The following is a 25,901-nucleotide window of genomic DNA, read 5'->3' as shown; positions in this document are numbered from 1 at the left end:
ACTCTCCTCGCGGCTCGGTGCGACTGACTGTCCGCGACGGAGGTGACGGGCCCTGCTTGACCTCGCAAGCATGGTGCCTCGGTGATCGCGACCCGAGTTGCTACTGCCTTTAGCAGGTTATTGACAACCGTATGCTAGGACGTTTTGGACCGCCTGAACAGTTGAACACTCGAGCTGCCGCTCAGTGGACTTCGTTCGGTAACCTGCTAGGAACGCCTTGTGAGGAGGTGGGTGGGCTGTTGGTTGTATGCGCGAGGTTTCCGGCAGTCAGGGCCACGTCGTCAACCCCCGATCACGCGTGCAGCTCAACCGCTATTGCGGCATCCGTCCGAGTTGCCCCAGGGTTATCTGGTGATCGCCGGCAGGCAGAGTCATACCCGGCTCGACCAGCGAGCCATCCGTAAAGACCGATATGGGCGAGGCTTGCTGCCGGCATCAGTATGTTCTTACAACCCCTTGAGATTCAGGGCCGGCTTCGATAGTGGTTGTTGTCTAGCGATCAACTTCCTAGTTTCGGGCCGGTTAGGCGGGAACTGCCTGTCCCGTATGCTATCGAGGAATCGGAGACGCAAGGTGACTTTTAGCGCTACCCGTTTAACCTGTTTTGCGCTTCTGTCGGCGATCGAGGAGGACTTGCGGTTTGAGATCGAGACGCAAGTAGAGGAGCGCGATGCGGGGGAGTTCTTCAACTCTGATCGACTGACGAAGATACAACTTCGACGGGCGAGGGATCACGGAGCGCATCCCAGTTCTTCCATTGGGTCTCTTCTGCCCTACTTCGATTTTGCAGATAGCTACGAGATCCTACTAAGAGAGAAGGGTCATCTGCCCAGCGACCTGGAGGCGCAACTGTCCAATCTGGGCAGCCGGCTGGTGCGGTTGGCAGCAATCCGAAATCGTGTGGCGCACACACGGCCAATGGAGATTGATGACCTCCCAAGTGTGCTTGACCTTGCACAGGATCTGCTGGCGCAATCGGGTTCGCGATGGCCGACGCTACGGGAGACGATGTCGAGACTAACTGCTGAGCCGGCCCATGTCCTGGGATTAACTGTCAATCTACCGGCCGATCCCGATACAGCGCCACAGCACAACCTCCCGGTACCGGACTTTGACGAGACCGGGTTCTTCGGGCGAAAGCAGGAACTGGCCAGGATTAAAAAGGCCATCAGTGGGCCCTACCCCGTAGTCTCCATTCTCGGTGATGGGGGAATCGGCAAAACATCGATTGCATTGAAGGCGGCGTACGAATTCCTAGACGATAGAAGAGCTGGCTTTGATGCGGTTGTCTGGGTCTCGGCTAAAGCTACGATCCTGACCGTGAACGAGATCCAACACATTGGCGATGCTATTCAGGACTCGCTGGGACTATTTGCTGCGGCCGCCGAAGAGCTCGGAGTTGTCTTAACGCAAGACACGGACCCTATACGTGAGGTGCTCGACTATCTCGAGAACTTCAAGATCCTGCTTATTCTTGATAATCTGGAAACTGTACTAGATGCGCGGCTGCGCTCGTTCCTGCTGGAGCTTCCGCTAGGAAGCAAGGTCTTGATAACTAGCCGAGTCGGTCTAGGTATCGAAAATCCAATCAACTTGGAGCCCTTGTCTGACGATGATTCAGCTAGGCTGATCAGAGCGCTTGGACGAATCAGAAACGTTTCCGTCATACAGACAATGGATGAGGCGGCAATCAATCGCTTAGTTTCGAAACTTAACGGCCATCCTGCTTATATCCGTTGGTTGGTGGCTGGCGTACAGGCTGGGCGACGACCCAGCGACTTGGTCCGGAACAACACTCTGCTTCTAGACTTCTGCATGTCTAATGTATATGAGCGGCTTGGCGAGGGGGCTAGACAGGTCCTCCGATCTATGCAGGTTTTTCCAGGGGCACGTAGCCAGGCAGAGTGGGCTTACATTAACAACATTTCGGCGATTGCTGTTCAGGCGGCGTTGCTCGACCTCATGACAACGAACTTCGTCTCGATGAGAAGTCAGTCAAACGCTCAAGCCTTAGACACGACGTATCAGATTAGCGAGTTCGCGAAGCAGTATCTGGATAAGCAACGGCCAGTCGATGCCAAGGAACGACAGTGGCTAGTTGCCCGGAGCCAAAAACTGCACGAGCTGGGCGCAGGACTCCGTGCTGCTGGCACGAGTGATCCCTACTCCGCCGAAACTGTTGACATCCGGGGAACTGCAGATTTTCACGTGGCCAGACTTCTTAGAGACGCAATCAAGGCCGGGAATTCTGGCCAAATAGCTGATGCTTTGGAGTTTTGCCGCGAGGCGCAACTGCTCTCGCCTTCGTATCACGAGGCATGGCGGGTTGAGGCATACATCCAAGCTCTCCGTCCCGATGTGAGCGCTGCCCTAGCCGCCTATGAGCGGGCGCTGGAGCTCGCTCCTGATTCCTCTACCCTGATGTACTTCTTTGGCAAGTATCTCCTTGAGGATGGTGGAGATCCCATCAACGGTCTACGCCTCCTTCAAGCGAGCGCTTTGACTGATCCTGATGAAATGGCGGTACTACTTGAGATTGTTCGTGCACATTTAATCCTTCGAGACTATCGTACGTGCCTCGAAGCTGCATCCCATATGTTTAACGTGGGCTTTGCACATCTTCCGACCGCCTCCCAGGCGGCGGTCCTTGGGATGCGCGCGGCTAATCATGGGGCAAAGGAGGCTCAAGCTGGCGGCAACTTGTATTTGTCCGTCGAGTATGTCGAAGCTGGCCTGGAGTTGTCGGAGGCTGCGCCGGTAGAGTCGCTACCGGGCGAATCGTGTGACAGATTGCTGGAATTGGCGTCTTTGGCTCGGCAGTTATCGTCCGATCTTGACGAAGATTTTGCCCTGGCGAAGGTGAAGTCTTTTGAGGGGCGGTTGCGCGATCGTATCAGGGCTGTCGACGCGTCTCTTTTGGAGCGTCGCATCGGAGTTATTTCTACTATAATATGGGATCGATACTTCGCGTTCGTCAAGCACGGTGGTAAGAGCTATTTCTTTCACTATAGGGATCTAGCGGACGAGTCCGACTGGTATCGGCTGGGCGAGCAGTCCATCCTGGCATTTCTTCCGGATCTAAGAAATGTCCGCGGGCCGCGCGCCGTGGAGCCTCGGCTACTTCAATAGTTCAGGACTTATTCGCGATCTTAACCACATCTTGATATACGCGTCGTTAGAGTGGCCACATGAATGGAGCTAGCTCTACGTGCAACGTCAGTGTCTTTCTGTTGCGGCAGAGTTCCGCAGGCGGCGTGGCCGTTACTCCTGCCCTAAGAATGTGAGACAGGCAATCGTTGCAGGACGTCGGGTGCGGAACATCGGGCCGGTGGTTGACCTGCACTGAGCGGTGCTTGCCCTTAATGTAATGCTGGGCTGCCGGTCACCTCACACCGCGCGCATGCAGGCCCCGGCCGCCACGTCTTCGTTAGCTCGGCCGACCCGACGAGACTCATGAGTAGTCTCGTTGTGATCGAGGGTCTGAACGGTACTGTTTGACATTAAGGCCCGCGGAGAGGTGGGTATATGTGCACTGGGCTGGAGGTCCTGCCGGCGGTCGAAGCGGAGCGGGTCATCACGGCCGTGTTGGCCGACCTGCGATCCGGCGACCATCGTGGCGTGGTGGTCGACTCGCCGCCCGGAGCCGGCAAGTCGACCCTGGTGGTCCGCGCCGCCGTCGAACTGGCCGCCGCCGGCGAGCCGCTGATCATCATCGCGCAGACCAACGAACAGGTCGACGACCTCATCGACCGTCTGGCGCGGAAGGCGCCCGAGCTGCGCATCGGCCGGCTCTCCGCCGCCGACTACAAGCCGTCGGAGCGGGTCCGGGGCCACGCTACGGTCCGCGTCGCGGCCAAGGTCGCCGACCTGGGTGGTCCGGGCGTCATCATCGGTACGGCCGCCAAGTGGGCGACGGTCAGCGAGGGCTCCTGGCCGTGGGCGATCGTGGACGAGGCGTACCAGATGCGCTCGGACGCCCTGCTGCGCGTGGCTGGCCGGTTCGAGCGGGCGTTGTTCGTGGGTGACCCTGGTCAGCTGGACCCGTTCTCGACGGTCGAGACCGGGCGCTGGACGGGGCTGACCTGGGACCCGATGCAGTCGGCGGTGGCCGTGCTGCTGCGGCACAACCCGGAGTTGCCGGTGCACCGGCTGCCGGTTTCCTGGCGGCTGCCGGCGTCGGCGGCGCCGGTGGTGGCGGCGGCGTTCTACCCGTTCACCGGGTTCCGTGCCGGTACGTCGGCGTCTGACCGGGCGCTGTCGTTCAGCGATCCGGGACGCGGAGACGCGTTGGATCAGGTGGTGGACATCGCCGCGTCCAGTGGCTGGGCGCTGTATGAGCTGCCGGCTCGGCAGACCATCCGTACCGATGGCGAGGCGGCCGCGGCCTGCGCGGACCTGGCGCTGCGCGTGTTGCAGCGGGGAGCGGTCGCCGTCTCCGAGCACGCGCCGGCGGGCGCGCCGGTCACGGCGGACCGGATCGCCATCGGGGCCGCGCACCGCGACCAGGCCGCGGCCATTCGCGCGCACCTGGGCACGGCGGGGGCCGGGATCACCGTCGACACCGCCAACCGGCTCCAGGGGCGGGAGTACGACGTGACGATCGTGCTGCATCCGCTGTCGGGGCGGCGGGACGCGACCGCGTTCCACCTGGAGTCGGGGCGGCTGTGCGTACTGACGTCGCGGCATCGCCACGCGTGCATCGTGGTGGCCCGGGCGGGGATCGGTGAGCTGCTCGACGCGCATCCGTCGACCGAGTCCGTGCACCTCGACGTACCGGTGAAGTTTCCGGACGGCTGGGAGGCGAACCAGACGATTCTGGCGATGCTCACCGGCTCGGCCAGATCTGCGAGCTTGCTGCACCAAGCCAGATGATTGTCAACGCCGTGATGTAGCCGGGTTGCGAGATCGGTGCGTAACGGGGTCGGCCTACCTGCCAATGGGTCTTGTCAGAACCAGGTACGTCGGCGCGCCCTCCCACCGCGGCCTGAGCCGTGCAACGTCTCCCCATCCCCAGGAGGCGTAGGCACGCCGAGCAACGGTGTTGTCGGGACGGACGAGCAGCGTGGCCCGTTCCTCGGTACGGCTCTTTACCAGCTCGTCATGCAAGGCCCGCGCTATGCCGCGTCGCTGCCAGGCGCGGCATACCAGCAACTCGCTGATGGCGAAGGTGCGCCGGCCGTTCTCCTCCGTGAAGCCGGCCGCGACGGGCTCCTGGATGCCGTCCCACCAGCGAGTATCCGCTGCTAATGGGAATCCATAGATGTATCCCACCAATTCGCCGTCGACCATCGCTGTCACCAGTTCCCACCCGCGTCGTGGCATGTGCGCGGCGAGTTGCTGCCGGTACCGATCGGCGTTGTACAGCGGTCCGTCACCGGCGTGAGCATCGAGGTAGACGTCAACGAGTTGGCCGACTAGCGCTCGAGCTTCCTCGGCCGTATGGCGCCGCAGGCGCCAGTCTTCCTGCATCACGCAAACGTTCCGTCGTAGGCGTCCGCGAACTCGCGGACCTGCGGAAGCGAGGTGGGGGCGCCCTCAAGGCTGGACCGCACCCCAGCCAGCAGCGCGCTCACCCGTCCAGATCGCACTGGCCCTATGTCCGGCAACGCCTTCAGGCCAGCCTGGGCTGTACCCACGAAGTCGCCCTGCAGTCTTGCTGCTCGCGCGAGCTGGACGGTGTAGTAGACCTTGTTCCGCCGAAACCTCCCACCCGGCACAGCCGTAATGGATCGGAAGCAGGCGGCGGCGCGGCTGGCGCGGCCGAGGGCGAGATAGGAAAGCCCTTGAATGCCTGTCACTTCCTGATGCGTCACAAAGGAGATGAACGGAAGGTCGTCCTCGTGGTCGCCGCTGTCGAAGGACCGCCGTGCTCGGGTCATCTCGTGTTCGAAGCTGAGGCTGTCCTGAAGCGTGGCATGCGCGTATGCGGAACGTAGGTGCAGTAACGTCCTCAACCTGGGCGTTGCCCAGCCAGCAGATGCGCGCAGTGCCGCCTCTGCACAGTGCACCGCTTCACTCGGCCGGTCCTGCCGAAAGAGCAAGGACATGCAGGCCAATGCTCGTACCTCGACGCGTGAGTCGTCGGCGATCCGCGCACGGGCGATGGCCTCATGGAGGTACGGACGAGCTTCTGTTCGGCGGTTCGCATCGATGGCGAGCCAGGCTGCCTGGATTGCCAGATCAGCCAGTGCACTCTGAAGAGCGTCGCCGACGGACCGACTGTAGGACGCTTTCGCAGCCCATGCCGACAACTGGTTGTGCACGTGGATCGCTAGATCGCACAGCGCATCGGCGCCCACATGCGCGTCTGCTCTGCGGAACTCCTCGACGAGCGTCGCGGCGTGGCGCACCTGCTCCATGCCGATGCTGCTGGGCACGGCGGACCGTGGCATGAGCAGGTCGATACAGCCGCTCGCCTCAAGACCAGCAAGGGCGGCGAGGGCATGGAATTGCCGGCGGCTCGTAGTGGCACCTTCTTCGGGAGCCCCTCGTGCTGGCTCGATCGTCCCGTCAACCGCCTGGGTGTGACTGCCTGGGAGAGCGAACCAGAGTGCTGACGGTGGGATGTGCAGGAGCTGCGCCCAGTGGACGAGCCGGTCGAGATGCACCATGGGCGGCCCGTTCTCCACACGACTGAGCTGTGCCTGTGTGATGCCCAGCCAGCCCGCTACGACGGCCTGCGGCAACGCCGCTCGCCCGTGGTACGGGTGGTGTCGGTACGCCCGGATCACCCGCCCGAGATGCCGTTCTGCCAGTGCACGCCGTACCGGCTCGTGCGCCCAGAACGACGTCGGAACCTCCGGCGGAGCGCTCAGCCGGTCGCGTTCGGCGGCCTGGCAGGGTGTGCAGCGTCCGCTGTCGTTGTCGCGGGCCAGGCGTCCTCCGCAGCGGGGGCAGTTCGCAGGTGTCACCGGCAACCTCGCCGTTCGCGGGTGGCTGTGTCCATTGCGCTCTGTCGAGCGTAACCATTCAAACCGCTTCGCGGGCTCGCGGTATACGCGCCACGTATATCGACGATTCTCGTGGCGTCATGTCAGAAGATGTCGGCCCGCTAGAGCCTGCATTCGAGGCAACCCACGCCGACGGAAGGAGCAGGATGCTCACCATCGACCGGGTCAGCACCGGCCGAGCGCTCGTCTCCAATGAGCTGTTCGCCCAGCTGACCGCCCGCATCGCCCACGACCACCCCGAGCTGGACTCTCGCCTGCCGGCCCGGATCATGGATCAGGCGCTCGCCTTCCTCGCCGCCTGCGCCACCGCCACCGATCCGCTCGGCCCGAGCGACCTGGTCGACATCGGCTGGCACACCTTCATCCTGCACACCCGCGAGTACGCCGACTTCTGTCAGCGCATCGCCGGTCGGTTCATCCACCACCAGCCCGAGCCCACACCCGACGACCCGCCGTCCCGACCCGAGCCGATTGGCGCTCCAATCTCCCGGGCGACTGCCGCCATCACCGCCGCTGGCTTCGCGCTCGACCAGGAGCTGTGGAGCGGCCCGGCCGCCGACTGCAACTCGAAGTGCACCCAGTGCCACGCCGGTTGCACCGACAGCCCCACGCGATAGCGGGCCCGTCGGCGGTCCCGGGCATACACTGCCCGGGACCGCTCGCCGTCGGGGAGACCACCGCATGCCGCGTCGCCGCCACTGGCACGAGCTTCCCGACGAGGTACGCCGCCACGTCGAACACCACACCGGGGCTGTCCACGCGGCGTACTCGGTACCGACCGGCGCCTCCTGCGCCCTGGCGGCTGTCCTCGACACCGACACTGGCCGCATTTTCTGCAAGGGCGGGGAGATCGACGGCCCAACCGCCTGGCTCTACCGGAACGAGGCTCGTGTCAATCCCTACCTGCCCGAGGCCGCCCCTCGCCTCCGATGGACCATGGAGGAACAGGGCTGGCTACTCCTCGGGTTCGAGTTCGCAGCGGGGCGCCACCCCGATCTGAGCCCGGAATCACCCGACCTGCTCCCGGTGGTGCAACTGCTGAGCTCACTGAACCATCAGCTGACCCCGGCACCGCCCATTCCGATGCAGCGATTCGCCGACCGTTGGCGGGACCTCATCGCACCCGAGCTGGTCGCCGGCGAGACTCTCCTGCACACCGACATGACGCCGCGGAACTTCCTGCTCGGCGACCAGCTGCGGCTCGTCGACTGGTCCAGCCCGGCGCGCGGCGCCGCGTGGGTCGACACCGCCTTCATGCTGGTACGCCTCATCCGCGCCGGCCACGAACCGGCCGCCGCCGAGGCATGGGCCCGACAGGTCCCGGCGTGGGCGCGGGCGTCCGATGAGGCGCTGAAGGCCTTCGCCGACGGCCTGGTGCGGCTCTGGGAACGCAAGCAGCAGGCCGCGCCCGGTCCTCACCACGGGCCACTGCTCGATGCCGCGCGTCAGTGGCGGGCCCATCGGGAGCGCACCAACAGTCGGTAGAGCTGCCGCATACGAGCTGTGCATATCGGCTACCTCGCGCACGTCATACGGCCCGCCGCACTGATCCACAACCCTGCCATGGAGACCCGGGGCGGGTGCTGGGCTCCGGCCGCGTCGACCCGAACGACGAGCGCCACCCCCCGCCCCGGTGCCACAGAAGAGCCAGGGAGGGACATGGACTCGATCGACGAGGTGCTCGGCGAGTTGCCGCTGCCGCCGTACGTCACCGCCGAGGACGTCGGCTTCGCCATCAAGGCACTGACGGTGCACGCCGCCGAGCAGTGGCCGGACGGCCCGCGTTGCCGCAATGACCGCGCCCCGCACCCGTGCCGGCTGCACCGATGGGGCCGGCGGGTCCTCGACCAGCGCGGCCTCACCGACCGGCAGATCCAGACGCTGATCGCCGAACAGGAGGCACCGCACCGATGATCTACCTGACCGGCGAGCGACTGCTGCCGCACCACGTCCGCGCCGCCGCCTTCGACACCCGCTGGCGCGGCCTCGACCCCGACCAGGTCCACGCCTACCTCAACCGGCTCGCCGACGAACTCGACCAACTGCACCGCGACCTGGCCACCGCCAACACCGAGGCCGAGCGCATCCGTCAGGCGCTGCGGCAATGGCAGTCCCGCCACCACAACATGAGCAGGTGGCCAACGTGACCCCGCCCCGCTGGGTCATCCACCTGCCCACCACCCTGACCAGCCTCGACGCCGCCGTCGAGCTGGCCGTCGCGCTGCGCGACTCGCTCGGCCACGTCACCGCCGTCGACTTCGGCGAGACCACGCTCAGCGAAGAGGACCGGCAGTTCCTGCGTACCCGGATCTGGTGTGACGCCAGGCTCGACGGGCCCGGCCGCTGCCGGCGGCGCGACGACCACGACGGCCCCTGCGCAACCACCGAGGACGCCGTCGATTCGGAGCCGCCGCGCTGATCGTTGAACCAGTGCCCGATCTTCAGCGCAGGAGGACACGTGCCGGGTTATCCGCAGGCGAACGTTCCGGTCGACCATGTCGAGCCGGTGCCGCGCCGGATCCGCGCCTTCGCCGCCGGGCAGAAGGTGCTGGACACCACGCTGGCCCGGTACGTGTGGGAGTGGCCGCTCTACCCCCAGTACTACATCCCGACCGCCGACGTGGATCGCAGCCTGCTGGTCGACGAGCAGCGCACGGAGCAGTCGTCGCGCGGCACGGCGCGGCTGCACGGGCTGCGGGTGGGCGAGACGATCCGCCGTTCGTGCGCGCGCTGGTACGGCGACGACGCGCCGCCGGTGCTCGCCGACACTATCCGGTTCGACTGGACCGCGATGGACAGCTGGTTCGAGGAGGACGAGGAGGTCTTCGTCCACCCCCGCAACCCGTACGCCCGGGTGGACGCGCTGCGCTCCACCCGCGGCGTACGGGTGGAACTGGACGGGGTGGTGCTGGCCGAGTCGGCCTCGCCGGTGTTGGTCTTCGAGACCGGCCTGCCGACCCGCTACTACCTCAACCGCACCGACGTGGACTTCAGCCACCTCGTGCCGTCGGCGACGACGACCGCCTGCCCGTACAAGGGTCGGACCAGCGACTACTGGGCCGTCCGCGTCGGCGGTACCGTCCACCCGGACCTGGCCTGGTCGTACACCTTCCCCACCGGCGCGCTCCTGCCGATCGCCGGCCTGGTCGCCTTCTACAACGAGAAGGTCGACCTGATCGTGGACGGCGAGCGGCTCAGCCGGCCGAAGACGCACTTCTCCTGACCCCCGCCTCGCCGTCGCGGTTCCGGCCACCCGCGCGGGAGCCGCAGCACTCAGTCGACTACTTGACGTAGTCAGCTTGGAGATAATGCCTGGTCGGGCGACTACCTAGCGTGAGCGCCTCATCAACGAAGCTCCGCGGTGGTCGGCCCGACACAGGGCACCGCCGCGGGGCGTGACAGACAGGAGAGTCCCATGTCCGCTCAGCGAGCCTCCCGCCGGTTCGGCCCCCGTGCCCTCAGCCTCACCGTCGGCCTCGCCGTCGCCACCGCGGTCCTCCCGGCCGCCCCGGCCTCCGCCGCGGTCCCCGGCCTGGTCCGGATCTCCGCGACCAGTGCCAGCAACTCCACCGACTTCCGCAGCGTCACCGCCACCTGTCCGGCCGGCAAGGTGCTCACCGGCGCGGGCTACGAGATCAACGGGGCGACCGGCGAAGCGGTCGTCGACGACTTCCGACCAAACGGCGGCGCGGCCACCGCGCCGACGGCCGTCACGGTCGGGGCGTACGAGGCGGAGGCGTTCGCCGGCAACTGGTCGGTGACCGCGTACGCCATCTGCGCCAACCCGGTCGCCGGCCTGGTGCGGGTGTCGGCGACCAGCGCCAGCAACTCCACCGACTTCCGCAGCGTCACCGCGACCTGCCCGGTCGGCAAGGTGCTCACCGGCACCGGCTACGAACTGACCGGCGTCACCGGCGAGGGAGTGGTGGACGACTTCCGGCCCAACGGCGGCACGGTCACCGCGCCGACGTCGGTCACCGTGGGGGCGTACGAGGCGGAGGCGTTCGCCGGCAACTGGTCCGCGACGGCGTACGCGATCTGCGCCAACCCGCTCGCCGGCCTGGTGCGCAACTCGGCGGTCGGCGCCAGCAACTCGACCGACTTCCACAGCGTCACCGCCACCTGCCCGGCCGGCAAGGTGCTCACCGGCGCCGGCTACGAGTTGAACGGCGTCACCGGCGAGGCGGTGGTGGACGACTTCCGCCCCGGCGGCGGCCCGGCCGCCGCGCCGGCCTCCGTCTTCTCCGGCGCGTACGAGGAGGACGCGTTCGCCGGCAACTGGACGAACACCGCGTACGCCATCTGCGCGACCGCCTGACCGTGATCGGGTAGCCGGGGAGCTGGCCGGTGGGGGCGAGCCGCGCCCACCGGCCGGTCGCGGGTGGCGCTGCGGCCTCACCCCCCGTCTCCGCTCGGCGCGGCCGGTGGCGGCCCGGCCGGGCGGCGTCCCGTCGTCACGGGGCACCGGGGGTAACAAGCCTCCCGTGGTCGAGGTGCAGCCGCCCTCTCCCGGTCTGACCCAGGCCGAGAGCCTCGCCCAGTTGGAACGCCGGCTGCCCGCCTTCGCGCTGTTCAGCCGGACGGCAGCCACGTCCAGCCGGACCTACGTGGGTGCGCTGAACACCCGGACCGGGCAGACCGCCCTCGCCTCCTCGGGCGGGATGCCGGGGTGTGCCGCCTACTGCGCCGAAGGAAACGCCCTGTTGGCGCTGGGCGGGAACCCGAGTGAGGTCCTCTTCACCGGAGCCGTCACCGTCCGGAGGAGCGCGCAGGGCGCGCTGGAGGCGGTACCGATGCCCGTCTGCGTGAAGTGCCAGCTCGACTATCCGAGGTCCAACTTCCTGCCCGGGGCCCGCGGTGCCCCCGGCGGGTCCTGGGGAGACTGACGGTATCGAGCAGTAGCCGGTGAGCCGCGGCGGCGGCCCCTGCCCGGTCCCTCCGGCGCCGAGTCGGAGGCGGCCGGAGGGGCCGCCGCCACGGCGGTGAAGACCACAGGAAACGCTGACGGCTGCGGGCCGTGCAGGGCGGGCCGTCGACGGTCGGGTCGTGCGAGGATGCCGACCAGTGTCGAAGAGAGGCGTGGCGGCAGTGTCGACGGAGATCGTTGAACTCGAGATCGCACGGAACGACTGGGACGCTCTGCGGTGCGGCTGCGGCGGGAGCGCCGCCCACGTCGCGGAGGAACTCTTGGCGTTGGCCCGGGCCGAGGACGACGCACGCTTCGAGGTGCTCGAGGGGCACGTCATGACCCCCGAGGTGCTGCTGGAGCCGGCGCTTCCGGTGGTCTCCGTGGCGCTGGCGGCACTGGCGGACAGGGTCGCACCGCCGGCCCGCCTGAAGTTCCTCGAGATGCTGCTGCTCATCGTGTCGGCGGAGAGCCAGTCGGCCGAACTCGCGCTGCTCGGCAGGGACCTTCCCGGCGAATGCCGCTCGGCCGCCGCAACCGGGCTGTGGCTGCTGTACTCCGAGGTCTTCGCCGGGGCGTCCGTGGGCTCGTCAAGCTACGCCTACGAGATCCTGACGATCATCGAGGAGGATCCTGACCGGCTCGAACGCGTGCGGGAAGCCGCCGGCGATCGGTTGAGCTGGGATCTGCGCTGACGTCGTGGATGTCCGGTACACGAAGCGTCAGGTAGCGCGAGGATCGCGGCCCGATGTTGCTGTTGACGGAACGGCGTACCTGCTGAAGCGCGTCTCTCATCTGCGCCTCACCTATCAGATCCGGCTGCTCACGTTCATGGCCGAGGAGTCCGGCGAACGCCTGGTCATCCGCGTCCCGCGGCAGGCGACGACCTCCGACGACCTCCGGGAATTCGTCCGGCAGCACCGGCGGTACGTGCGGATCGAGAGGGTCGACTCGTAGTGGGCCTGTACCTCTGCGTCTTCGCCGACGACCGGGTGGACGACGAGACCGACGGCGTCGAGGTCGGGTCGTACGCGGATTTCAACCGGCTCCGTCAGACCGTCGCCGACCACCTCGAGGGCGGTGCGTGGGGAAGCCGCTTTCCGGTGCTCATGGGCCATGACGATTCCGACGGGACGTGGGGCCCGGAGGAGGCGGCACAGCTTGAGCAGGAGTTGCTGTGCATAGCGGACGAGTTCGCCCGGCTCCCTCCGGTCGATGTCGCGTCCGGATGGCAGGCCGACGTCGTACGGCGCAACGGGAACCAGCCGCGATCACTCCTCGAATCCTTCGTCGACGTCGACGGCGAGTTCCTGCTGGAACGCCTCGTCGATCTGGCCCGGACTGCCGTCACGGCACGCATGCCGATCTGTTTTCCGTAGGGACGGACCGCCCGGGTCCGCGCTGTCGCCTCAGGGAGGGTGTGAAGACCGTCGTGTCCGCGGACCTGCCTGCCTCTCACCAACGCTGATGGTGGACCACCGAAGGGCGACACGGCGCGTCCTGCTCGCCGCTGGGTGGCGCCCAGGTCGGCGGGTGGACATCACGGCGTGGCGGACGCGGCTGGAGGCAGGCGGGTTCGTCATGCACCAGGCGGCCGAACGCTTCCTCGCCGAGTTCGGCGGTCTGACGTTCGCGCACCGTGGGCCGGGCATCTCGCTGGCGCGTGCCCCGTTCGAGCTGGACCCGTTGCTCTGTCTCGTCCCCAGGTGGCAGGCGTACCCAGGCTGATCAGTGCCGGCGCCCGGCAGCGCGGTGGGCGAGCCGCCGGGTGGGCGGGGCGGCGGGAGGAACGTCATGGTGTGACCCGGCCGGCCGGAGCGGCAGCAGCGCGTGACCGGGCCGCCGGATTTCATTGGACGGCCGGCTGGGGCGCGACCCGGCCAGCGACCTGTACCCGCAGCTGGCCGTCGGGATGGCGCTGAGCGCCTTCGACGCCGTGCTGCAGCGCTGGAGCGACAGCGACGGCGCCGAAGAGCCCGCCGACCTCACCGACCGGGCCTTCGCCGTCATCGCCCCGGCGCTGGACGCCGTCGCGGGGCGAGCCGCCGGCACATCGCGATGGACCCGGTCACCGGCCCGGGGGCCGGTATTCGAGCCGTTCCCGGGTCGCCTCGTCGATCTCGTCGGCGGTCAGGATCGGGGTGACCCGGGTGTCCACGCCGCCCGCCGCACGGATGTCGATGGCCAGCGCGGCGGCGGTCTTGTGTCCGGCAGGTCGCACACCACATAGGTGTCGTCCGCGCCGAACCCGAAGTACATCGACTCCATGCGCCCGCCGACGCCTTCGATCATCTTCCGGACGACCTCGACACGTTTGGTGCCACCGTCGACGGTCAGCCCTTTGATCCCCTCGACCGTGTAGGTCGACTTCAGTAGGAACATCGCCACCCGCCATCACCTCCCCGCGCATCGATCGCCCGGGGCTCAGCCCGTGCCCTGGCGCTGGACCCGGTCCGGGCCCTCGACCTTGGCGCGCCCCTGGTCGCGTTCGCTGCCGGCCGACCCGGTGGCGGTGCGCAGGTGCCGCGCCTTCGGGGAGTGCTCCACCGGTGAACCCTGGTGGCCCCGCGCGCCGCTGCCCGGATGCCGCCGCCCGCGCGCCGACTCGCCGCCCGGATCGTGCTTGTTCTCCTTGTGGCTACCCATGGGCGGCGCGTACCCGGTACGCCGCCCGCTACGCATCCGCCGGCGCGGCCCGCCGACGGCGAGCGACAGCTCCGACACGGACTGCCGCCGCCGCTCCGCACGGGTCCACGCGATCCGTCGTGTTTCACTACTGTCTGTGCCGTGACGGGGATCAGTGTGCGCCGTGCCGGTCGGCTGGGTCTGGTGCTGTTCGCCCTCGTGGCGTTCGGGATGTTCCTGCTGCCGTGGTTCCGTGGCGACCGTGGCGAGGTGGTCATCGGCCTCGACCTGACCTACGTCGGGCCCGAGGTGCCCGGCACGCCGAATCCGTTGACCCAGTACTTCCTCGAACTGGCGCCGCTGCCGGCGTACGTCGGGCTGCTGCTCGCGTTCACCGTGGCGGTGCGGCGGCGGTGGGCGCGGATCGTCGCGGTGGTAATCGTCGTCCTGGCCGCCGCGCTGACCGCGGCGTCGGCGGCCGCGCTGCTCGCCGGCGTGGCGGACTACTGGGAGCCGGCCGAGGTGCGCCGCTACCGGCTGTTCGCGCTGGTGACCGTCGCACTGGCGGTGCTGCTGCTGGCAGCCGCCGGCACGCTGGCGCTCGGGCTGCGCCAGGTCTACCACGGCGTCGTGGTGGCGCTGCTGCTCGCCTTCACGGCGTTCCACCTGGTCAACGTCGCGATCCTGGCCGGGCAGGCGGTGGGCGAGCGGATGACGCCGGCGGCGTGGCTGCCGGCACCGGCGTACCTGCTGGCGGCCGGCTGCGCGGTCCTCGCCGCGATCGGCGCCGCGCTGGCCGAGCGCTCGGAGCCGGCCGCCGCCCCCGCACCGCCCGGTCAGCCGGCGGTACGGGCGTAGCCGAGCCGAGCCGCGGTGGCGCCGGTGCCGGTCGACCGGCTGCCGGTCAGCGGGGAGCGCGGTCGGAGAGCGGCGGGATGTCCGACGGTTCGGCTACCGTCGGGGCGTCATGGAGCCGCGGTTCGGCGAGGTCGTCATCGGGCGGGAGCACCCCGCGGGTCTGTTGCGCGCCGAGGTCGACCGGGCGGCCGCCAGCCACGGCGGTCTGGTGCTGGTCGCCGGCGAGCCGGGCATCGGCAAGACGACCCTGGTCACCGCGACGGCGAAGGAGGCGCGCCAGCGCGGCGCGCTGGTGCTCGGCGCCGCCTGCTGGGATTCCGACAGCGCGCCCGGCTACTGGCCCTGGGTGCAGGTGCTGCGCGGATTGCGCCGCTCGCCCGACGACTGGGCGGCGGCCCGCGAGGCGGCCGAGCGGGGGCTGGCCCCGCTGCTCGGCGAGACGACCGACCGGGCGATCCGCGAGGCGATCGAGCGCGCCGGCGGCAGCGCGCTGGCCGAGGTGGCCGGCGACGGGCGCGGCGACCGGGACGAGTTCGACCTGCACGACGCGGTCACCACCGCGCTGGTCGCGGTCTCCCAGCGCCGGCCCGTGGTGGTCGTCCTCGACGACCTGCACTGGGCCGACCCGGCCTCGATGCGGCTGCTCCAGTTCGCCGCCCAGCACACCTGGTTCGAACGGCTGCTGCTGATCGGCACCTACCGCGACGCCGAGGTGGAGGCCGCCGACCATCCGCTGCGCCCGCTGCTGATGCCGCTGGTGGCGAAGGCCACCACTGTCACCCTCACCGGCCTGTCCCGCGACGAGGTCAGCGCGCTGATGACCCGCACCGCGGGCCGCGAGCCGGACGCCGCCCTGGTCGACGAGGTGCACCGGCGCACCGGCGGCAACCCGTTCTTCGTCGAGCAGACCGCCCGGCTCTGGCGCGCCGACGGCCAGGCGAGCACCATCGCCCCCGGCGTACGGGAGGCGGTGCGGCGGCGGCTGGCCCAACTGCCCGCCCCGGTGGTCGAGGTGCTCACCGTCGCCGCCGTGCTGGGCCGCGAGTTCCACCGGCAGGTGCTGGCCGCCAGCGGCGCCACCCCGGCCGCCCAGGTCGACCGGCTGCTCGACCGGGCGGTGACCGCCCGGCTGGTGCTGGCCCGGGGCGGGGGCCGGTTCGCCTTCGCCCACGACCTGGTCCGGGAGACCCTCTACGACGGCCTCGCCGACGACGACCGGCGGGCCCGGCACGCCGCCGTGGTCCGGGCGGTCGACGGGTCGGCGGCGCTCGCCGAGCGGCTGATCCCGGCCGACCTGGCCCGGCACGCCCACCTCGCCGGTGACCGGCTCGACCCGTTCCGGGCCGCCGAGTTGCTGGTTGCCGCGGCCCGGGACGCCGGCCGCCGGCTCGCCGTGGACGAGGCGCTCATCCACTTCCGCCGGGCGCTGGACGTCGCCACCGACCCGGCGCAGCGGGTGAAGACCATGATCGAGCTGGGGGAGTTGCAGCACCACGGCGGTGACGGCGTCGAGGCCCTGCGCCTCTTCGCCGAGGCCGCCGAGCTGGCCCTGGCGGTCGACGACCCGGTGGTGCTGGCCCGCGTCGCCCTCACCGTCCACCGCGCCTGCCTGGCCGGCACCAAGCGGGTGCCCGACCCGGAGGCGCTGCTGCGGGAGGCGTACCGGCGGCTGATCGGCGAGTCCGGGGACGGCCTCCCGGTCGGCACGCTGGTGACCGATCTGATCACCGCCACCGAGTCACGCGCCCGGCTCGGCCACGACGACGAGGCGCTCACCTTCAGCCTCTGGGCCCGGCACGACACCAGCTGGGGGCCGGGCACGGCCGCCGCCCGGGCGCCGATCACCGCCGAGATCCGCGAGGTGGCCCGCCGCACCGGCGACCGGGAGACCGAACTCTGGGCGACGTCGCTGCGCTGGGTCGCCCTGCTGGAACTCGGCGACCCGCGCTACCACACCGAACTCACCGCCTTCGTCACCGGAGCCCGCGAGGGCGACGCCCGGCACCGGTTCGCCGCCAACATCGACGGCGGCATCGTCGCCGCGTTCCGGGGCGACTTCGCCCGGGCCGGTGAACACTTCGCCGAGCTGGGTGACCTCAGCGAGTGGGAGCACGCCGACTTCGCGTTCATGGGCGAGCACATCCGCTGGTCGTGGCTGCTGTTGCAGGGGCGGTTCGACGAGGCCGACGCCCTGCTCGACGGGCTGGACCCGGGCGGCCACCCCTACCTGCGACTGGTGCGGGCCATCACCGCGGCCGAGCGCGGCGACCCGGCGACCGCGCTCCGGCTGACCGCCACCATCGAGGAGGCCGGTACCACCTACCCCCGGGCGGTGTCGCCGCTGTGGCTGCGGCTGCGCGCGCAGGTCGCGGCCGCGACCGGCGACCCGCGCCGCTGCGCCGAGGCGCGCGAGGCGCTGGCGCCGCACCGTGGGCAGTGGCTGGCCGCCCTGTTCGGTTGCGACCTCAGCGGCCCGGTGGACCACTGGCTGGCCCTGCTCGACGCCGCGCAGCAGCGGTGGGACGACGCCGTCGCCGGGTTCGCCGCGGCCCGCGACGCCGCCGACCGGATGGGCGCCCGACCGTGGTCCGTGCTGGCCCGCGCCGCGCTGGCCGACGCGCTGGCCGGGCGCGACCGCCCCGGCGACGCGGCGGCCGCCCGCGAGCTGCGCGCCGCGGCCGCCCACGACGCCGCCGCGCTCGGCATGCACCAGGTGGCCGGGCCGATCGGCGCACCGGTCACGGCGACGACCGGTGCCTCGCTCGCGCCGGCCGCGCCGTCGGCCCGCGCGTCGTCTCCCCCGGGCGGCCCGCTGTTCGGCGCGCCCTCCACCTCGCCCGGCGCCTCCACCCCGGCTCCGGGTCCAGATCCGGCCGGGTCCGCGGTCGGGCCGCCGGCGGTCGAGGCGTACGAGTTCCGCCGCGACGGCCCGGTCTGGCAGCTCGGCTACGCCGGCACGGTGGTGCACCTGCCCGACGCCAAGGGCCTGCACGACCTGCACCTGCTGCTGAGCCGGCCCGGCGTCGACGTGCCCGCGGTGGAACTGCTGGACCCGGCCGCCGGGCCGGAACTGGTCGCCGCCCGCCGGATGGGCGGCGACCCGGTCCTCGACGACGAGGCGAAGGCCCGCTACCGGCGCCACCTGGCCCGGCTCGACGACGAGATCGACCGGGCCGCCGAGCGGGGTGACCAGCCGAAGGTAGCCGCCCTCGACGCCGAGCGGGCGGCGCTGCTCGCCGAGTTGCGGGCCGCCGCCGGGCTGGCCGGGCGCAGCCGCCGCCTGGGCGACGAGGCCGAGCGGGCCCGCAAGACGGTGACCGCCCGGATCCGGGACGTGCTGCGCAAGCTCGACGACCGGCACCCGGCGCTCGCCGCCCACCTGCGCGACACCGTCTCCACCGGCGGCACCTGCCGCTACCTGCCACCCGAACCGGTGCCCTGGCGCCTCTGACCCAGCCGGCGGGATCCGCGGCTGCCCCGGCGGCAGGATTCGCGGCAGCCTGGGGCGGGCAGGAGGTGCGGCTGCCCGAGGGAGCCGGATCTCCGGCAGCCAGGCGCAGGACCGGGTCGCCGGCGTCCGCTCGATCGCCGATCCGGCGGACGGGTAAACCTCGCGGACCCGCGCGGTGTCTTGCTGACTGACGAGACCACGGGGTCAGATGCGAGACGCGCGGGGCGAGGAGTTCGACGACTTCGTCCGGAGCCGGTCGGTGACGCTGTTGCGGGTCGCCTACCTGCTGAGCGGCGACCGGCCTCTTTCCCGACGGGCAGGACGGGCCGCAACCGCCGCAGCTCACCCACACGTTGCCCGGCGCGGACCGGGCGTGGGGCCCCGACCCCGCCGGGCAGGCCGACACGGTGCACGAGGGGGACCCGCTCGCCGCGTACATCGACGCCGGCGGCACTCACCGAGGCGGGAGTTCGCCCGTGCTGACCGTGTACGGGGCCACCCCCGACGGCCGGCGGCTGCTGCTGCGGACCATCCAGTACGACGACGACCCAGCTCGGGTCATCGCCCTGCTCGCCCGCGGCGACGCACCCTTCCAAGCGGCGGCCAGCGGGTTCGCCGACTGGACCGCGCCGCTGCCGGTGCGGCTGCGGCTGCCCGACGGGCAGGGGATCCTCATTGCCGCCGAGGGCGCGGCGCTGAGCTACCGGGTCGGCGCCGGGCGGTGGCAGGACGCCGGGCGGAACGCGGCGCTGCTCCCCGCCGGTGCCACCGAGGTACGCGTCACCGCCCCCGACGGCGAGACCGCCACCGTCCCGGTCGGTTCGTAGCCGTCCGCCGACGGGCCCCGCCACGGTGGTGGCGGGGCCCGTCGGCGACGCGCTGCTCAGCGGCGGTTGTACCGGTACATGGTCAGGGTGCCGAAGACGACCACGAACGCGGCGCTCCACACCAGCGTCCACATCGTGCTCGACGGGTCCGACGCCCCCGACATCACGGCGCGCACCGAGGCGACCAGCTGGGTGATCGGGTTGACCTTCACGAACGCCTGCAACCAGCCGGGCATGGTGGCCGGCTCGACGAAGACGTTGCTCAGGAAGGTCAGCGGGAACAGCACCATCATGCTGACCCCCATCACCGACTTCTCGCTGCGCAGGACCAGCCCGAAGAACGTCCACACCCAGGAGAACGCGAACGAGAAGACCACCAGCAGGCCGATGCCGCCCAGCACGCCGAGCAGCCCGCCGTCGGGACGGAAGCCCAGCACCAGCCCGACGCCGAGGATCACCACGGCGGCCAGCACGTAGCGCAGCACATCACCGAAGATCATGCCGACCAGCGCGGCCGGCCGCCAGACCGGCAGCGTCCGGAACCGGTCGAAGACGCCCTTCTCGATGTCGGTGTTCAGTCCGATCCCGGTGTACATGGTGATCATCACGACGCTGGTCACCATGATGCCGGGCAGGAAGAACTGGAGGTAGTCCCGCGGGCTGTCGGCGAGCGCGCCGCCGAACAGGTAGGTGAACATCAGCACCATGATGATCGGGAACGCCGTCACGTCGAACAGCTGCTCCGGCACGTGCTTGATCTTCAGCATCGCCCGCCAGCCGAACGTCAGGGACGCCGACAGCGGGCTCGGTCGCGGTGGCCGCGCGCCGGGCGCGAGGACTGTCGACAGCGCCTCCGCCGACGGTACGTAGACCGTCGGGGCCGGCCCGGTCGTGGTGGTGGCGTTGCTGCTCATCGGGCTGCCTCCAGCTGCTCGTCCCGCTCGTCGGCCGGCACGGCGGGGTGGTCGGTCAGGGCCAGGAAGACCTCGTCCAGGCTCGGCTGGCCGAGGGAGAAGTTGTCCACCACGATGCCGGCGCGAGCCAGGTCGCCGAGGACCCGCGCGGCCTGCTCACTGGCGTCGAGGTCGCTGCCGTCGCCACCGACCCGGGCGGTCAGCGCCACCGGGTCCGGTTCGAGCTGCACCGGCACGTCGAGCGCCGTCCGCAGCAGCCGCTCGGCCTCGGGCCGCTGGTGCGCGTCGCGCAGTCGCAGGTGGACGGTGCCGGAACCGACCGACGCCTTCAGCTCGCCCGGGGTGCCCTCCGCGATCACCCGGCCGTGGTCGACCACCGCGATCCGGCCGGCCAGCTGGTCGGCCTCGTCGAGGTACTGCGTGGTCAGCAGCACGGTGGTGCCGTGCGCCACCACCGCCCGGACGATCTCCCACACCTGGTTGCGGCTGCGCGGGTCCAGCCCGGTGGTCGGCTCGTCGAGGAAGAGCAGATCCGGGGTGTTGAGGATGCTGGCGGCGATGTCGATGCGCCGCCGCATGCCGCCGGAGTACTTCTTCACCTGCCGGTCGGCCGCCTCGGTCAGCCCGAACGCGGCGAGCAGGCTCTCCGCCCGCTGCCGGGCGGCCGGCTTCCGGTGGCCGAGCAGCCGGCCGAGCAGGATCAGGTTCTCCAGCCCGGTCAGGTCCTCGTCCACCGAGGCGTACTGGCCGGTCAGGCTGACCCGGGCCCGGACCGCGTCGGCCTCGGCGATGACGTCGTGACCGAACACCCGCGCCCGCCCGCCGTCCGGGCGGAGCAGCGTCGCCAGCACCCGTACCGCGGTGGTCTTGCCGGCGCCGTTCGGGCCGAGCACCCCGTAGACGGTGCCGGCGGGCACTGTCAGGTCGAGCCCGTCCAGCGCCCGGGTGTCCCCGAACGACTTGGCCAGCCCTTCGGCCTCGATGGCCGGGCCGGTGCTGCGTCTACTCATGATCCCTACCTTCCTTCGCGAACTCTTCAGGAGACGTACGGGCGCGCGGCGCGGCCGTCGCGCAGTGCCAGGCCCCACCAGCAGAGCTGGTCGAGCAGGACCCGGGCGGTGCGGCGCAGCTCGTCGGTGGCCAGCGGCGGCGGCTCGCCGCAGAGCAGGTCGACGCCGACGACGTCGCGCACCGTGACCGCGTGCAGGGCGGTGAAGACCGTCCGGAGCTGGTCGACCGCGTGCAGGCCGACGGAACCACAGCCGTACGACACGAAACCGACCGGCTTGGCCTGCCACTCGTCGTACGCGTAGTCGATCGCCTGTTTCAACGAGGCCGGGAAGCTGTGGTTGTACTCCGGGGTGACCACGACGAACGCGTCCGCCCGGCCGACCTGCTCGGCGAACGCCCGCATGGCCGGGGTCGGCTCGGCCGGGTAGCCGGCGGGAAAGTCGAAGTCGGCGAGGTCGACCACGGTGACCGCCAGCCCGTCGTGCCGGTCCGCCTGGTCGACGAACCAGCGGGCGATCCGGTCGCCCGCCCGCCCCTCGCGGGTGCTGCCGATGATCACGGCGAGTCGCAGTGGGCTCATGGTTCCTCCTCCCGGCCGCTCCGGTCCCACCCGTCAGGCGCGAGAGGGCGACCGGCGCCCGCTAGATCCGATCTAGCGGCCCGCGCGGCCGCCGCGTTCCGGCGCCGCGGTGTCGGTGGTGGCTGTTTGAATGCTCCCCGGAGGAACGGGGGGACACCATGACCGATGTCCGCATCGAGCCGTGGCGCGAGGACGACCTCGACCTGCTGCGGCGGCTCAACGCGCCGGAGGTCCGGGCGCACACCGGCGGCCCGGAGACCGACGAGCAGGTCCTCGCCCGGCACGAGCGCTACGTGCGCTTCGGCGACACCGGCAAGGGCTGCATGTACACGGTGGGGCTGCCCGACGGCGCCACGGTGGGCAGCGTCGGCTACTGGGAACGCGAATGGCACGGCCAGCAGGTCTACGAGCTGGGCTGGGCGATCCTGCCCGGGCACCAGGGGCGCGGGCTGGCGACCGCGGCGGTACGCGCGGCGGTGGCGGTGGCCCGCGACCGCCGCACCCACCGCTGGGCGCACGCCTATCCGTCGGTCGACAACGCCCCGTCGAACGCGGTCTGCCGCAAGGCCGGCTTCACCCTGCTCGGCGAGACCGAGTTCGAGTACCCGCCCGGGCACCTGATGCGCTCCAACGACTGGCGGCTCGACCTGGCCGCCTGACCCGCGCCAGCGCCCGTCGGGCGGGGAGAGCGCGCGCGGACCGGTCCAGGCCCCCGCGCCGGAAGGCATCGCCTCAGGCCGCCGCCCGGCCCGACGGGTCGGGGCGGGCGGCCACCAGGTGGGCGGTGGCCGCCTCGACCAGCGCCTCCGGGTCGTCGGCGTGGAAGCGCAGTTCGGTGACCCGCTCGCCGCGCGCCTTGCGGGTCGGCACCGTGATCGGCTCGCGCAGCAGCAGGTCGACGCTGGTCTGGTTGGCCATCCCGAGGCTCACCGTGACGTCGTCGCCGCTGCGCTCCACCTGGACGCTGCCCTCCGGTGGCAGCGAGCGCCGGTTGACCCGTAGCCGCTCGATGGCCGACCAGGGCACTGTCAGGTCGAGGGTGATCCCGTTGCGGATCCGGATGCCCGCCGCGCCGACCACGTGCGGGTGCACCTTGAGGCTGGCCAGCAGGCCGAACATCCAGAACAGGCCGTAGATGCCGAGGCCGAGCACGATGTTGCTGACGAGTTCCCAGGGCAGGATCATCTCGAAGATCGGGACCTCCACCGCGGAGAGGATGATGAAGATCCACATCAGCGTCATCACCGCGCCGCTGTAGCCGAACGTCCGGTCGCCGGGACGCAGCCGCTCCGGCCGCCGGAAGATCCACCGGTAGAGGCTGCGCCACATGCCGATCTCGTAGCGGACGGCGAAGCGCAGCAGCTTCCACGTCGTGGCGATCACTGGTCCTCCTCGCGGATCTCGGGGGAGAGGCCCTGCTCGCGCAGCCGCCCGAGGACGTCGTCCAGCCCGGCGACGAAGCAGTCCAGCCGCTCGGCGGGCATCCCGCCGAAGAGCAGGTCGGCGAAGCCCCGCTGGTCACGCTCCATCGCCTCGATGGTGCGGGCGCCGTGCTCGGTGAAGGTGACCAGGAACGCGCGCCGGTCGGTGGGATGCGGCTCGCGGGTGACGAAGCCGGTGCTGACCAGGCCGTCGACCAACCCGGTGACGGTACGGGGGCTGACCCCGAGCGCGTCGGCCAGGTCGCGCTGGGTGACCGGGCCGCTGCGGCGCAACTGCCACAGCAGGGTGGCCCGGGAGGTGGTCAACCCCTCCCGGGCCAGCCCCCGGCTCATGTCGTCGCTGAGCACCACGACCAGTTCGAGCACCCGGTCCAGCGCGGTGATCAACCGGCCCCCGTCCGACACCGTTACCTGCCTTCATAGTGAGTATGCCTCACTATGATGCCACATCACCGAACGGGCTGGCACTCGGGGGCGGCTACCGGGCCGCGTCCAGGCGGGCCCGCTGCTCGGCGCTCAGCGCCAGGTCCACCGCGGCCAGCGACTCGTCCAGCTGGGCCACCGAGGACGCCCCGACCAGCGGGATCGCCGGCACCTCGGCGTCGATCAGCCAGGCCAGCACCACCTGGTTCACCGTCGCACCGGTCTCCTTCGCCACCGCCTCCAGCGCCGCCAGCCGGTCGGGAACGCTCGGCAGGTCGTACCCGGCGCCGAGCGGCTTGTCCGGGCGGGTGTAGGCGCCCCGCACCAGCGGCGAGTACGCCACCAGGGCCAGCCCCGGCTCGGCCCGCAGGTAGGAGAGCAGGTCCGGACCGACCGCGCCCACATCGCCGTCCCGGTCCAGCTCGCTCGGCAGATCGGCGCGCCGCTGCAGGTAGGTGTGGTGGTACTGGAGCACCTCGTAGCCGGGCAGCCCCGCCGCGGCGGTTAGGTTACGGGCCCGCTCCACCCGCCACGCCCGGTGGTTGCTCACCCCGAGCAAACCGACCGTGCCCTCGGCGACCAGCTCGGCGAAGGCCGTCACGGTCTCCCGCAGCGGCACCCGGTGGTCCTCGATGTGCGCGTACAGCAGGTCCAGCTTCGCCATGCCGAGCCGCTCCCGGCTGCGCTCCGCGGCCTCCCGGATCACCGCGGCCGACAGCCCCTCCGGGTTGTCGACGTAGCTGGTGCCGGGGGCGAGTGGCCGGGCACCGAGCTTGGTGGCGACGACGATCTCGTCGCCGACCCCGCGGCTGCGCCGCCACCTGCCGAGCAGCTCCTCGCTCTCCCCGCCCTGCCCGCCGTTCATCCAGAAGGCGTAGTTGTTCGAGGTGTCGATGAAGGTGCCGCCGGCCTCGACGTACCGGTCCAGGATGGCGAACGACGTCGCCTCGTCGGTGGCGGTGCCGAACAGCATGGCGCCGAGGCTCAGCACGCTCACCTCGCGGCGGGTGTTCGGGTCGGTGCCGATGGTGCGGTACCTCACGGGAGTCCCCTCTCACGCGGCCCGTCCTCCGGGCGCTCGGGGACGAGCCTGGCTGCTGGAGCGCACTCGAAGTCAACCCCTCACCAGGGCAGAACGCCGTACCCGCCGCCGCCGTCGGCGAGGTGCCCCCAGAGCTGGCCGGACGGGCCGTCCGCCGGCAGCGTCGCCAGGTGCACGCTCACCTCCGCGCCCTGCTCGGCGCTGCGGAAGCCGGTGTGCCCGTTGAAGTCGGTGGCGCAGTAGCCGGGGTTGGCCGCGTTCACCTTGACCGGGGTGTCCCGCAGCTCCTTGGCGTACATCGCGGTGACCATGTTCAGCGCCGCCTTCGACGACGGGTACGGCACCGAGGTCAACCGCCAGATGAAGCTCTCCGGGTCGGTGATGGTGCCGATCGAGCCGACCTCGCTGGAGACGTTGACGATCCGCGCCGCGGGGGCCCGCAGCAGCAGCGGCAGCAGCGCGTTGGTGACCGCCACCACGCCGAAGACGTTCGTCTCGTACACCCGGCGCAGCGTCGCCAGGGTGGTCTCGCTGGGCAGCGCCCGCTCGCCGTCGCCGAGCACGATGCCGGCGTTGTTGACCAGCACGTCGAGCTTGCCGTACTCCTCGGCCACCAGCTTCGCGGCGGTCGCCACGGACTCCTCGTCGGTCACGTCCAGCGAGAGGAAGCGGGCCTGCGCGCCGCCGTCGCGCAGCCGCCGCTCCGCGGCCCGGCCCCGCTCGGCGTCCCGCGCGCCCACCAGCACTGTCATCCCGCGCGCACCGAGCTGCCGGGCGGTCTCGAAGCCGATTCCCTTGTTGGCCCCGGTGACCAGGGCGATCATGTTCGTCATGTCCTCGACGGTGCCGGCCCGGCCCGCCCGGCGGGAGAG

The 25,901-nt window shown here is 70.3% G+C and carries 28 protein-coding genes and 2 pseudogenes; 19 read left to right on the top strand and 11 right to left on the bottom strand.

Translation table 11 applies throughout. The features are described 5' to 3' along the window. Window positions 1-573: 573 nt before the first annotated feature. Together Q3W71_RS04665 and Q3W71_RS04660 are read left to right on the top strand one after the other, a co-directional pair. Entirely contained in the window at window positions 574-3,129 is a 2,556-nt protein-coding gene (locus Q3W71_RS04665) for an NB-ARC domain-containing protein (protein ID WP_302918021.1), read from the top strand. 396 nt (window positions 3,130-3,525) lie between these two features. Continuing rightward, the gene (locus Q3W71_RS04660; RefSeq protein ID WP_302918020.1) at window positions 3,526-4,872 is read left to right on the top strand and encodes an AAA family ATPase; all 1,347 of its coding nucleotides are present in this window, start codon (window positions 3,526-3,528) and stop codon (window positions 4,870-4,872) included. A 54-nt stretch (window positions 4,873-4,926) separates the two neighbouring features. Here the strand turns inward: Q3W71_RS04660 and Q3W71_RS04655 are convergent, their stop codons facing one another. Both Q3W71_RS04655 and Q3W71_RS04650 read right to left on the bottom strand, forming a co-directional pair. Continuing rightward, entirely contained in the window at window positions 4,927-5,469 is a 543-nt protein-coding gene (locus tag Q3W71_RS04655; RefSeq protein WP_302918019.1) for a GNAT family N-acetyltransferase, read from the bottom strand. Continuing rightward, entirely contained in the window at window positions 5,469-6,611 is a 1,143-nt protein-coding gene (locus Q3W71_RS04650) for a hypothetical protein (RefSeq protein ID WP_302918018.1), read from the bottom strand. Before Q3W71_RS04650 ends, Q3W71_RS04655 begins: the two co-directional genes overlap by 1 nt. A 485-nt stretch (window positions 6,612-7,096) precedes the next feature. Here Q3W71_RS04650 and Q3W71_RS04645 point away from each other — a divergent pair, with 485 nt between their 5' ends. From Q3W71_RS04645 to Q3W71_RS04585, 13 genes and pseudogenes are all read left to right on the top strand, one after another. Next, on the top strand, window positions 7,097-7,567 hold the full coding sequence (locus Q3W71_RS04645; RefSeq protein WP_302918017.1) for a hypothetical protein: 471 nt from the start codon (window positions 7,097-7,099) through the stop codon (window positions 7,565-7,567). A gap of 64 nt (window positions 7,568-7,631) precedes the next feature. After that, a complete protein-coding gene (locus tag Q3W71_RS04640) occupies window positions 7,632-8,435 on the top strand; it encodes a hypothetical protein (RefSeq protein ID WP_302918016.1) in 804 nt (267 codons plus the stop codon). A 174-nt stretch (window positions 8,436-8,609) separates the two neighbouring features. Next, window positions 8,610-8,864 (top strand): hypothetical protein, encoded by a 255-nt coding sequence (locus tag Q3W71_RS04635; protein WP_302918015.1) that lies wholly within the window; start codon window positions 8,610-8,612, stop codon window positions 8,862-8,864. Beyond that, entirely contained in the window at window positions 8,861-9,097 is a 237-nt protein-coding gene (locus Q3W71_RS04630) for a DivIVA domain-containing protein (RefSeq protein ID WP_302918014.1), read from the top strand. Before Q3W71_RS04635 ends, Q3W71_RS04630 begins: the two co-directional genes overlap by 4 nt. Then, window positions 9,085-9,369: a hypothetical protein gene (locus Q3W71_RS04625; protein WP_302918013.1), complete on the top strand. Its 285-nt coding sequence runs from the start codon at window positions 9,085-9,087 to the stop codon at window positions 9,367-9,369. The genes Q3W71_RS04630 and Q3W71_RS04625 overlap by 13 nt, the downstream gene beginning before the upstream one ends. A 39-nt stretch (window positions 9,370-9,408) precedes the next feature. Continuing rightward, complete coding sequence (locus Q3W71_RS04620) at window positions 9,409-10,173, top strand: DUF427 domain-containing protein (RefSeq protein ID WP_302918012.1); 765 nt, start codon at window positions 9,409-9,411, stop codon at window positions 10,171-10,173. Between the two features lie 192 nt (window positions 10,174-10,365). Further along, the gene (locus Q3W71_RS04615) at window positions 10,366-11,268 is read left to right on the top strand and encodes a hypothetical protein (protein ID WP_302918011.1); all 903 of its coding nucleotides are present in this window, start codon (window positions 10,366-10,368) and stop codon (window positions 11,266-11,268) included. Between the two features lie 166 nt (window positions 11,269-11,434). Then, window positions 11,435-11,836, top strand: coding sequence for a hypothetical protein (locus Q3W71_RS04610; protein WP_302918010.1), 402 nt, complete (start codon window positions 11,435-11,437; stop codon window positions 11,834-11,836). 202 nt (window positions 11,837-12,038) lie between these two features. Then, entirely contained in the window at window positions 12,039-12,551 is a 513-nt protein-coding gene (locus Q3W71_RS04605) for a hypothetical protein (protein WP_302918009.1), read from the top strand. 4 nt (window positions 12,552-12,555) lie between these two features. Then, window positions 12,556-12,813, top strand: coding sequence for a hypothetical protein (locus Q3W71_RS04600; RefSeq protein ID WP_302918008.1), 258 nt, complete (start codon window positions 12,556-12,558; stop codon window positions 12,811-12,813). Further along, window positions 12,813-13,235, top strand: coding sequence for an Imm70 family immunity protein (locus Q3W71_RS04595; RefSeq protein ID WP_302918007.1), 423 nt, complete (start codon window positions 12,813-12,815; stop codon window positions 13,233-13,235). The genes Q3W71_RS04600 and Q3W71_RS04595 overlap by 1 nt, the downstream gene beginning before the upstream one ends. Before the next feature lie 88 nt (window positions 13,236-13,323). Then, window positions 13,324-13,584 carry an SUKH-3 domain-containing protein gene (locus Q3W71_RS04590; protein ID WP_302918006.1) on the top strand — a complete coding sequence of 87 codons (261 nt, stop codon included), beginning with the start codon at window positions 13,324-13,326 and terminating at the stop codon, window positions 13,582-13,584. A gap of 124 nt (window positions 13,585-13,708) precedes the next feature. Next, window positions 13,709-13,867 (top strand): annotated as a pseudogene (locus tag Q3W71_RS04585) (TetR family transcriptional regulator); the annotation flags it as partial. Window positions 13,868-13,924: 57 nt separating this feature from the next. Here Q3W71_RS04585 and Q3W71_RS04580 read toward each other — a convergent pair. Both Q3W71_RS04580 and Q3W71_RS04575 read right to left on the bottom strand, forming a co-directional pair. After that, window positions 13,925-14,238 (bottom strand): annotated as a pseudogene (locus tag Q3W71_RS04580) (GYD domain-containing protein). 42 nt (window positions 14,239-14,280) lie between these two features. Then, window positions 14,281-14,502, bottom strand: coding sequence for a hypothetical protein (locus Q3W71_RS04575; protein ID WP_302918005.1), 222 nt, complete (start codon window positions 14,500-14,502; stop codon window positions 14,281-14,283). Window positions 14,503-14,643: 141 nt separating this feature from the next. Between Q3W71_RS04575 and Q3W71_RS04570 the strand changes: the two genes are divergently transcribed. The 3 genes from Q3W71_RS04570 (at window position 14,644) to Q3W71_RS04560 (ending at window position 19,617) form a co-directional block, all read left to right on the top strand. Continuing rightward, window positions 14,644-15,339 carry a hypothetical protein gene (locus Q3W71_RS04570; protein ID WP_302918004.1) on the top strand — a complete coding sequence of 232 codons (696 nt, stop codon included), beginning with the start codon at window positions 14,644-14,646 and terminating at the stop codon, window positions 15,337-15,339. A 109-nt stretch (window positions 15,340-15,448) separates the two neighbouring features. After that, on the top strand, window positions 15,449-18,790 hold the full coding sequence (locus Q3W71_RS04565; RefSeq protein ID WP_302918003.1) for an AAA family ATPase: 3,342 nt from the start codon (window positions 15,449-15,451) through the stop codon (window positions 18,788-18,790). 476 nt (window positions 18,791-19,266) lie between these two features. Continuing rightward, window positions 19,267-19,617 carry a hypothetical protein gene (locus Q3W71_RS04560; protein WP_302918002.1) on the top strand — a complete coding sequence of 117 codons (351 nt, stop codon included), beginning with the start codon at window positions 19,267-19,269 and terminating at the stop codon, window positions 19,615-19,617. A gap of 56 nt (window positions 19,618-19,673) precedes the next feature. Here the strand turns inward: Q3W71_RS04560 and Q3W71_RS04555 are convergent, their stop codons facing one another. Genes Q3W71_RS04555 through Q3W71_RS04545 form a run of 3 tightly spaced genes read right to left on the bottom strand, consistent with a single transcriptional unit; the run spans window position 19,674 to window position 22,122 of the window. Beyond that, window positions 19,674-20,531: an ABC transporter permease gene (locus tag Q3W71_RS04555; protein WP_302918001.1), complete on the bottom strand. Its 858-nt coding sequence runs from the start codon at window positions 20,529-20,531 to the stop codon at window positions 19,674-19,676. After that, window positions 20,528-21,541 carry an ATP-binding cassette domain-containing protein gene (locus Q3W71_RS04550; RefSeq protein ID WP_302918000.1) on the bottom strand — a complete coding sequence of 338 codons (1,014 nt, stop codon included), beginning with the start codon at window positions 21,539-21,541 and terminating at the stop codon, window positions 20,528-20,530. The genes Q3W71_RS04555 and Q3W71_RS04550 overlap by 4 nt, the downstream gene beginning before the upstream one ends. A gap of 26 nt (window positions 21,542-21,567) precedes the next feature. Next, the gene (locus tag Q3W71_RS04545) at window positions 21,568-22,122 is read right to left on the bottom strand and encodes an NADPH-dependent FMN reductase (RefSeq protein WP_302917999.1); all 555 of its coding nucleotides are present in this window, start codon (window positions 22,120-22,122) and stop codon (window positions 21,568-21,570) included. A 158-nt stretch (window positions 22,123-22,280) separates the two neighbouring features. Between Q3W71_RS04545 and Q3W71_RS04540 the strand changes: the two genes are divergently transcribed. Further along, complete coding sequence (locus Q3W71_RS04540; RefSeq protein ID WP_302917998.1) at window positions 22,281-22,781, top strand: GNAT family N-acetyltransferase; 501 nt, start codon at window positions 22,281-22,283, stop codon at window positions 22,779-22,781. A 73-nt stretch (window positions 22,782-22,854) separates the two neighbouring features. Here the strand turns inward: Q3W71_RS04540 and Q3W71_RS04535 are convergent, their stop codons facing one another. From Q3W71_RS04535 to Q3W71_RS04520, 4 genes are all read right to left on the bottom strand, one after another. Further along, entirely contained in the window at window positions 22,855-23,505 is a 651-nt protein-coding gene (locus Q3W71_RS04535) for a hypothetical protein (protein WP_302917997.1), read from the bottom strand. Further along, on the bottom strand, window positions 23,502-23,969 hold the full coding sequence (locus Q3W71_RS04530) for a MarR family winged helix-turn-helix transcriptional regulator (RefSeq protein WP_302917996.1): 468 nt from the start codon (window positions 23,967-23,969) through the stop codon (window positions 23,502-23,504). The genes Q3W71_RS04535 and Q3W71_RS04530 overlap by 4 nt, the downstream gene beginning before the upstream one ends. A 73-nt stretch (window positions 23,970-24,042) precedes the next feature. Beyond that, entirely contained in the window at window positions 24,043-25,029 is a 987-nt protein-coding gene (locus Q3W71_RS04525; RefSeq protein ID WP_302917995.1) for an aldo/keto reductase, read from the bottom strand. Window positions 25,030-25,109: 80 nt separating this feature from the next. Next, window positions 25,110-25,862 carry an SDR family oxidoreductase gene (locus Q3W71_RS04520; protein WP_302917994.1) on the bottom strand — a complete coding sequence of 251 codons (753 nt, stop codon included), beginning with the start codon at window positions 25,860-25,862 and terminating at the stop codon, window positions 25,110-25,112. Window positions 25,863-25,901 lie beyond the last annotated feature (39 nt).

Origin of the sequence: Micromonospora sp. C28SCA-DRY-2 (assembly GCF_030519475.1) — a bacterium.
Taxonomy (GTDB): Bacteria; Actinomycetota; Actinomycetes; order Mycobacteriales; family Micromonosporaceae; genus Micromonospora.
The sequence above is the reverse complement of the archived record's forward strand: the minus strand, read 5'-3'. Positions and strand labels throughout refer to the sequence as shown.

What these genes read in the sequence shown, in the direction of transcription:
- Q3W71_RS04575 (WP_302918005.1), bottom strand. Translation starts at nt 14,502, where the DNA reads ATGGGTAGCCACAAGGAGAACAAGCACGATCCGGGCGGCGAGTCGGCG.
- Q3W71_RS04540 (WP_302917998.1), top strand. Translation starts at nt 22,281, where the DNA reads ATGACCGATGTCCGCATCGAGCCGTGGCGCGAGGACGACCTCGACCTG.
- Q3W71_RS04630 (WP_302918014.1), top strand. Translation starts at nt 8,861, where the DNA reads ATGATCTACCTGACCGGCGAGCGACTGCTGCCGCACCACGTCCGCGCC.
- Q3W71_RS04550 (WP_302918000.1), bottom strand. Translation starts at nt 21,541, where the DNA reads ATGAGTAGACGCAGCACCGGCCCGGCCATCGAGGCCGAAGGGCTGGCC.
- Q3W71_RS04635 (WP_302918015.1), top strand. Translation starts at nt 8,610, where the DNA reads ATGGACTCGATCGACGAGGTGCTCGGCGAGTTGCCGCTGCCGCCGTAC.
- Q3W71_RS04615 (WP_302918011.1), top strand. Translation starts at nt 10,366, where the DNA reads ATGTCCGCTCAGCGAGCCTCCCGCCGGTTCGGCCCCCGTGCCCTCAGC.
- Q3W71_RS04645 (WP_302918017.1), top strand. Translation starts at nt 7,097, where the DNA reads ATGCTCACCATCGACCGGGTCAGCACCGGCCGAGCGCTCGTCTCCAAT.
- Q3W71_RS04660 (WP_302918020.1), top strand. Translation starts at nt 3,526, where the DNA reads ATGTGCACTGGGCTGGAGGTCCTGCCGGCGGTCGAAGCGGAGCGGGTC.
- Q3W71_RS04590 (WP_302918006.1), top strand. Translation starts at nt 13,324, where the DNA reads ATGGTGGACCACCGAAGGGCGACACGGCGCGTCCTGCTCGCCGCTGGG.
- Q3W71_RS04650 (WP_302918018.1), bottom strand. Translation starts at nt 6,611, where the DNA reads ATGGTGCATCTCGACCGGCTCGTCCACTGGGCGCAGCTCCTGCACATC.
- Q3W71_RS04565 (WP_302918003.1), top strand. Translation starts at nt 15,449, where the DNA reads ATGGAGCCGCGGTTCGGCGAGGTCGTCATCGGGCGGGAGCACCCCGCG.
- Q3W71_RS04545 (WP_302917999.1), bottom strand. Translation starts at nt 22,122, where the DNA reads ATGAGCCCACTGCGACTCGCCGTGATCATCGGCAGCACCCGCGAGGGG.
- Q3W71_RS04655 (WP_302918019.1), bottom strand. Translation starts at nt 5,469, where the DNA reads ATGCAGGAAGACTGGCGCCTGCGGCGCCATACGGCCGAGGAAGCTCGA.
- Q3W71_RS04555 (WP_302918001.1), bottom strand. Translation starts at nt 20,531, where the DNA reads ATGAGCAGCAACGCCACCACCACGACCGGGCCGGCCCCGACGGTCTAC.
- Q3W71_RS04640 (WP_302918016.1), top strand. Translation starts at nt 7,632, where the DNA reads ATGCCGCGTCGCCGCCACTGGCACGAGCTTCCCGACGAGGTACGCCGC.
- Q3W71_RS04520 (WP_302917994.1), bottom strand. Translation starts at nt 25,862, where the DNA reads ATGACGAACATGATCGCCCTGGTCACCGGGGCCAACAAGGGAATCGGC.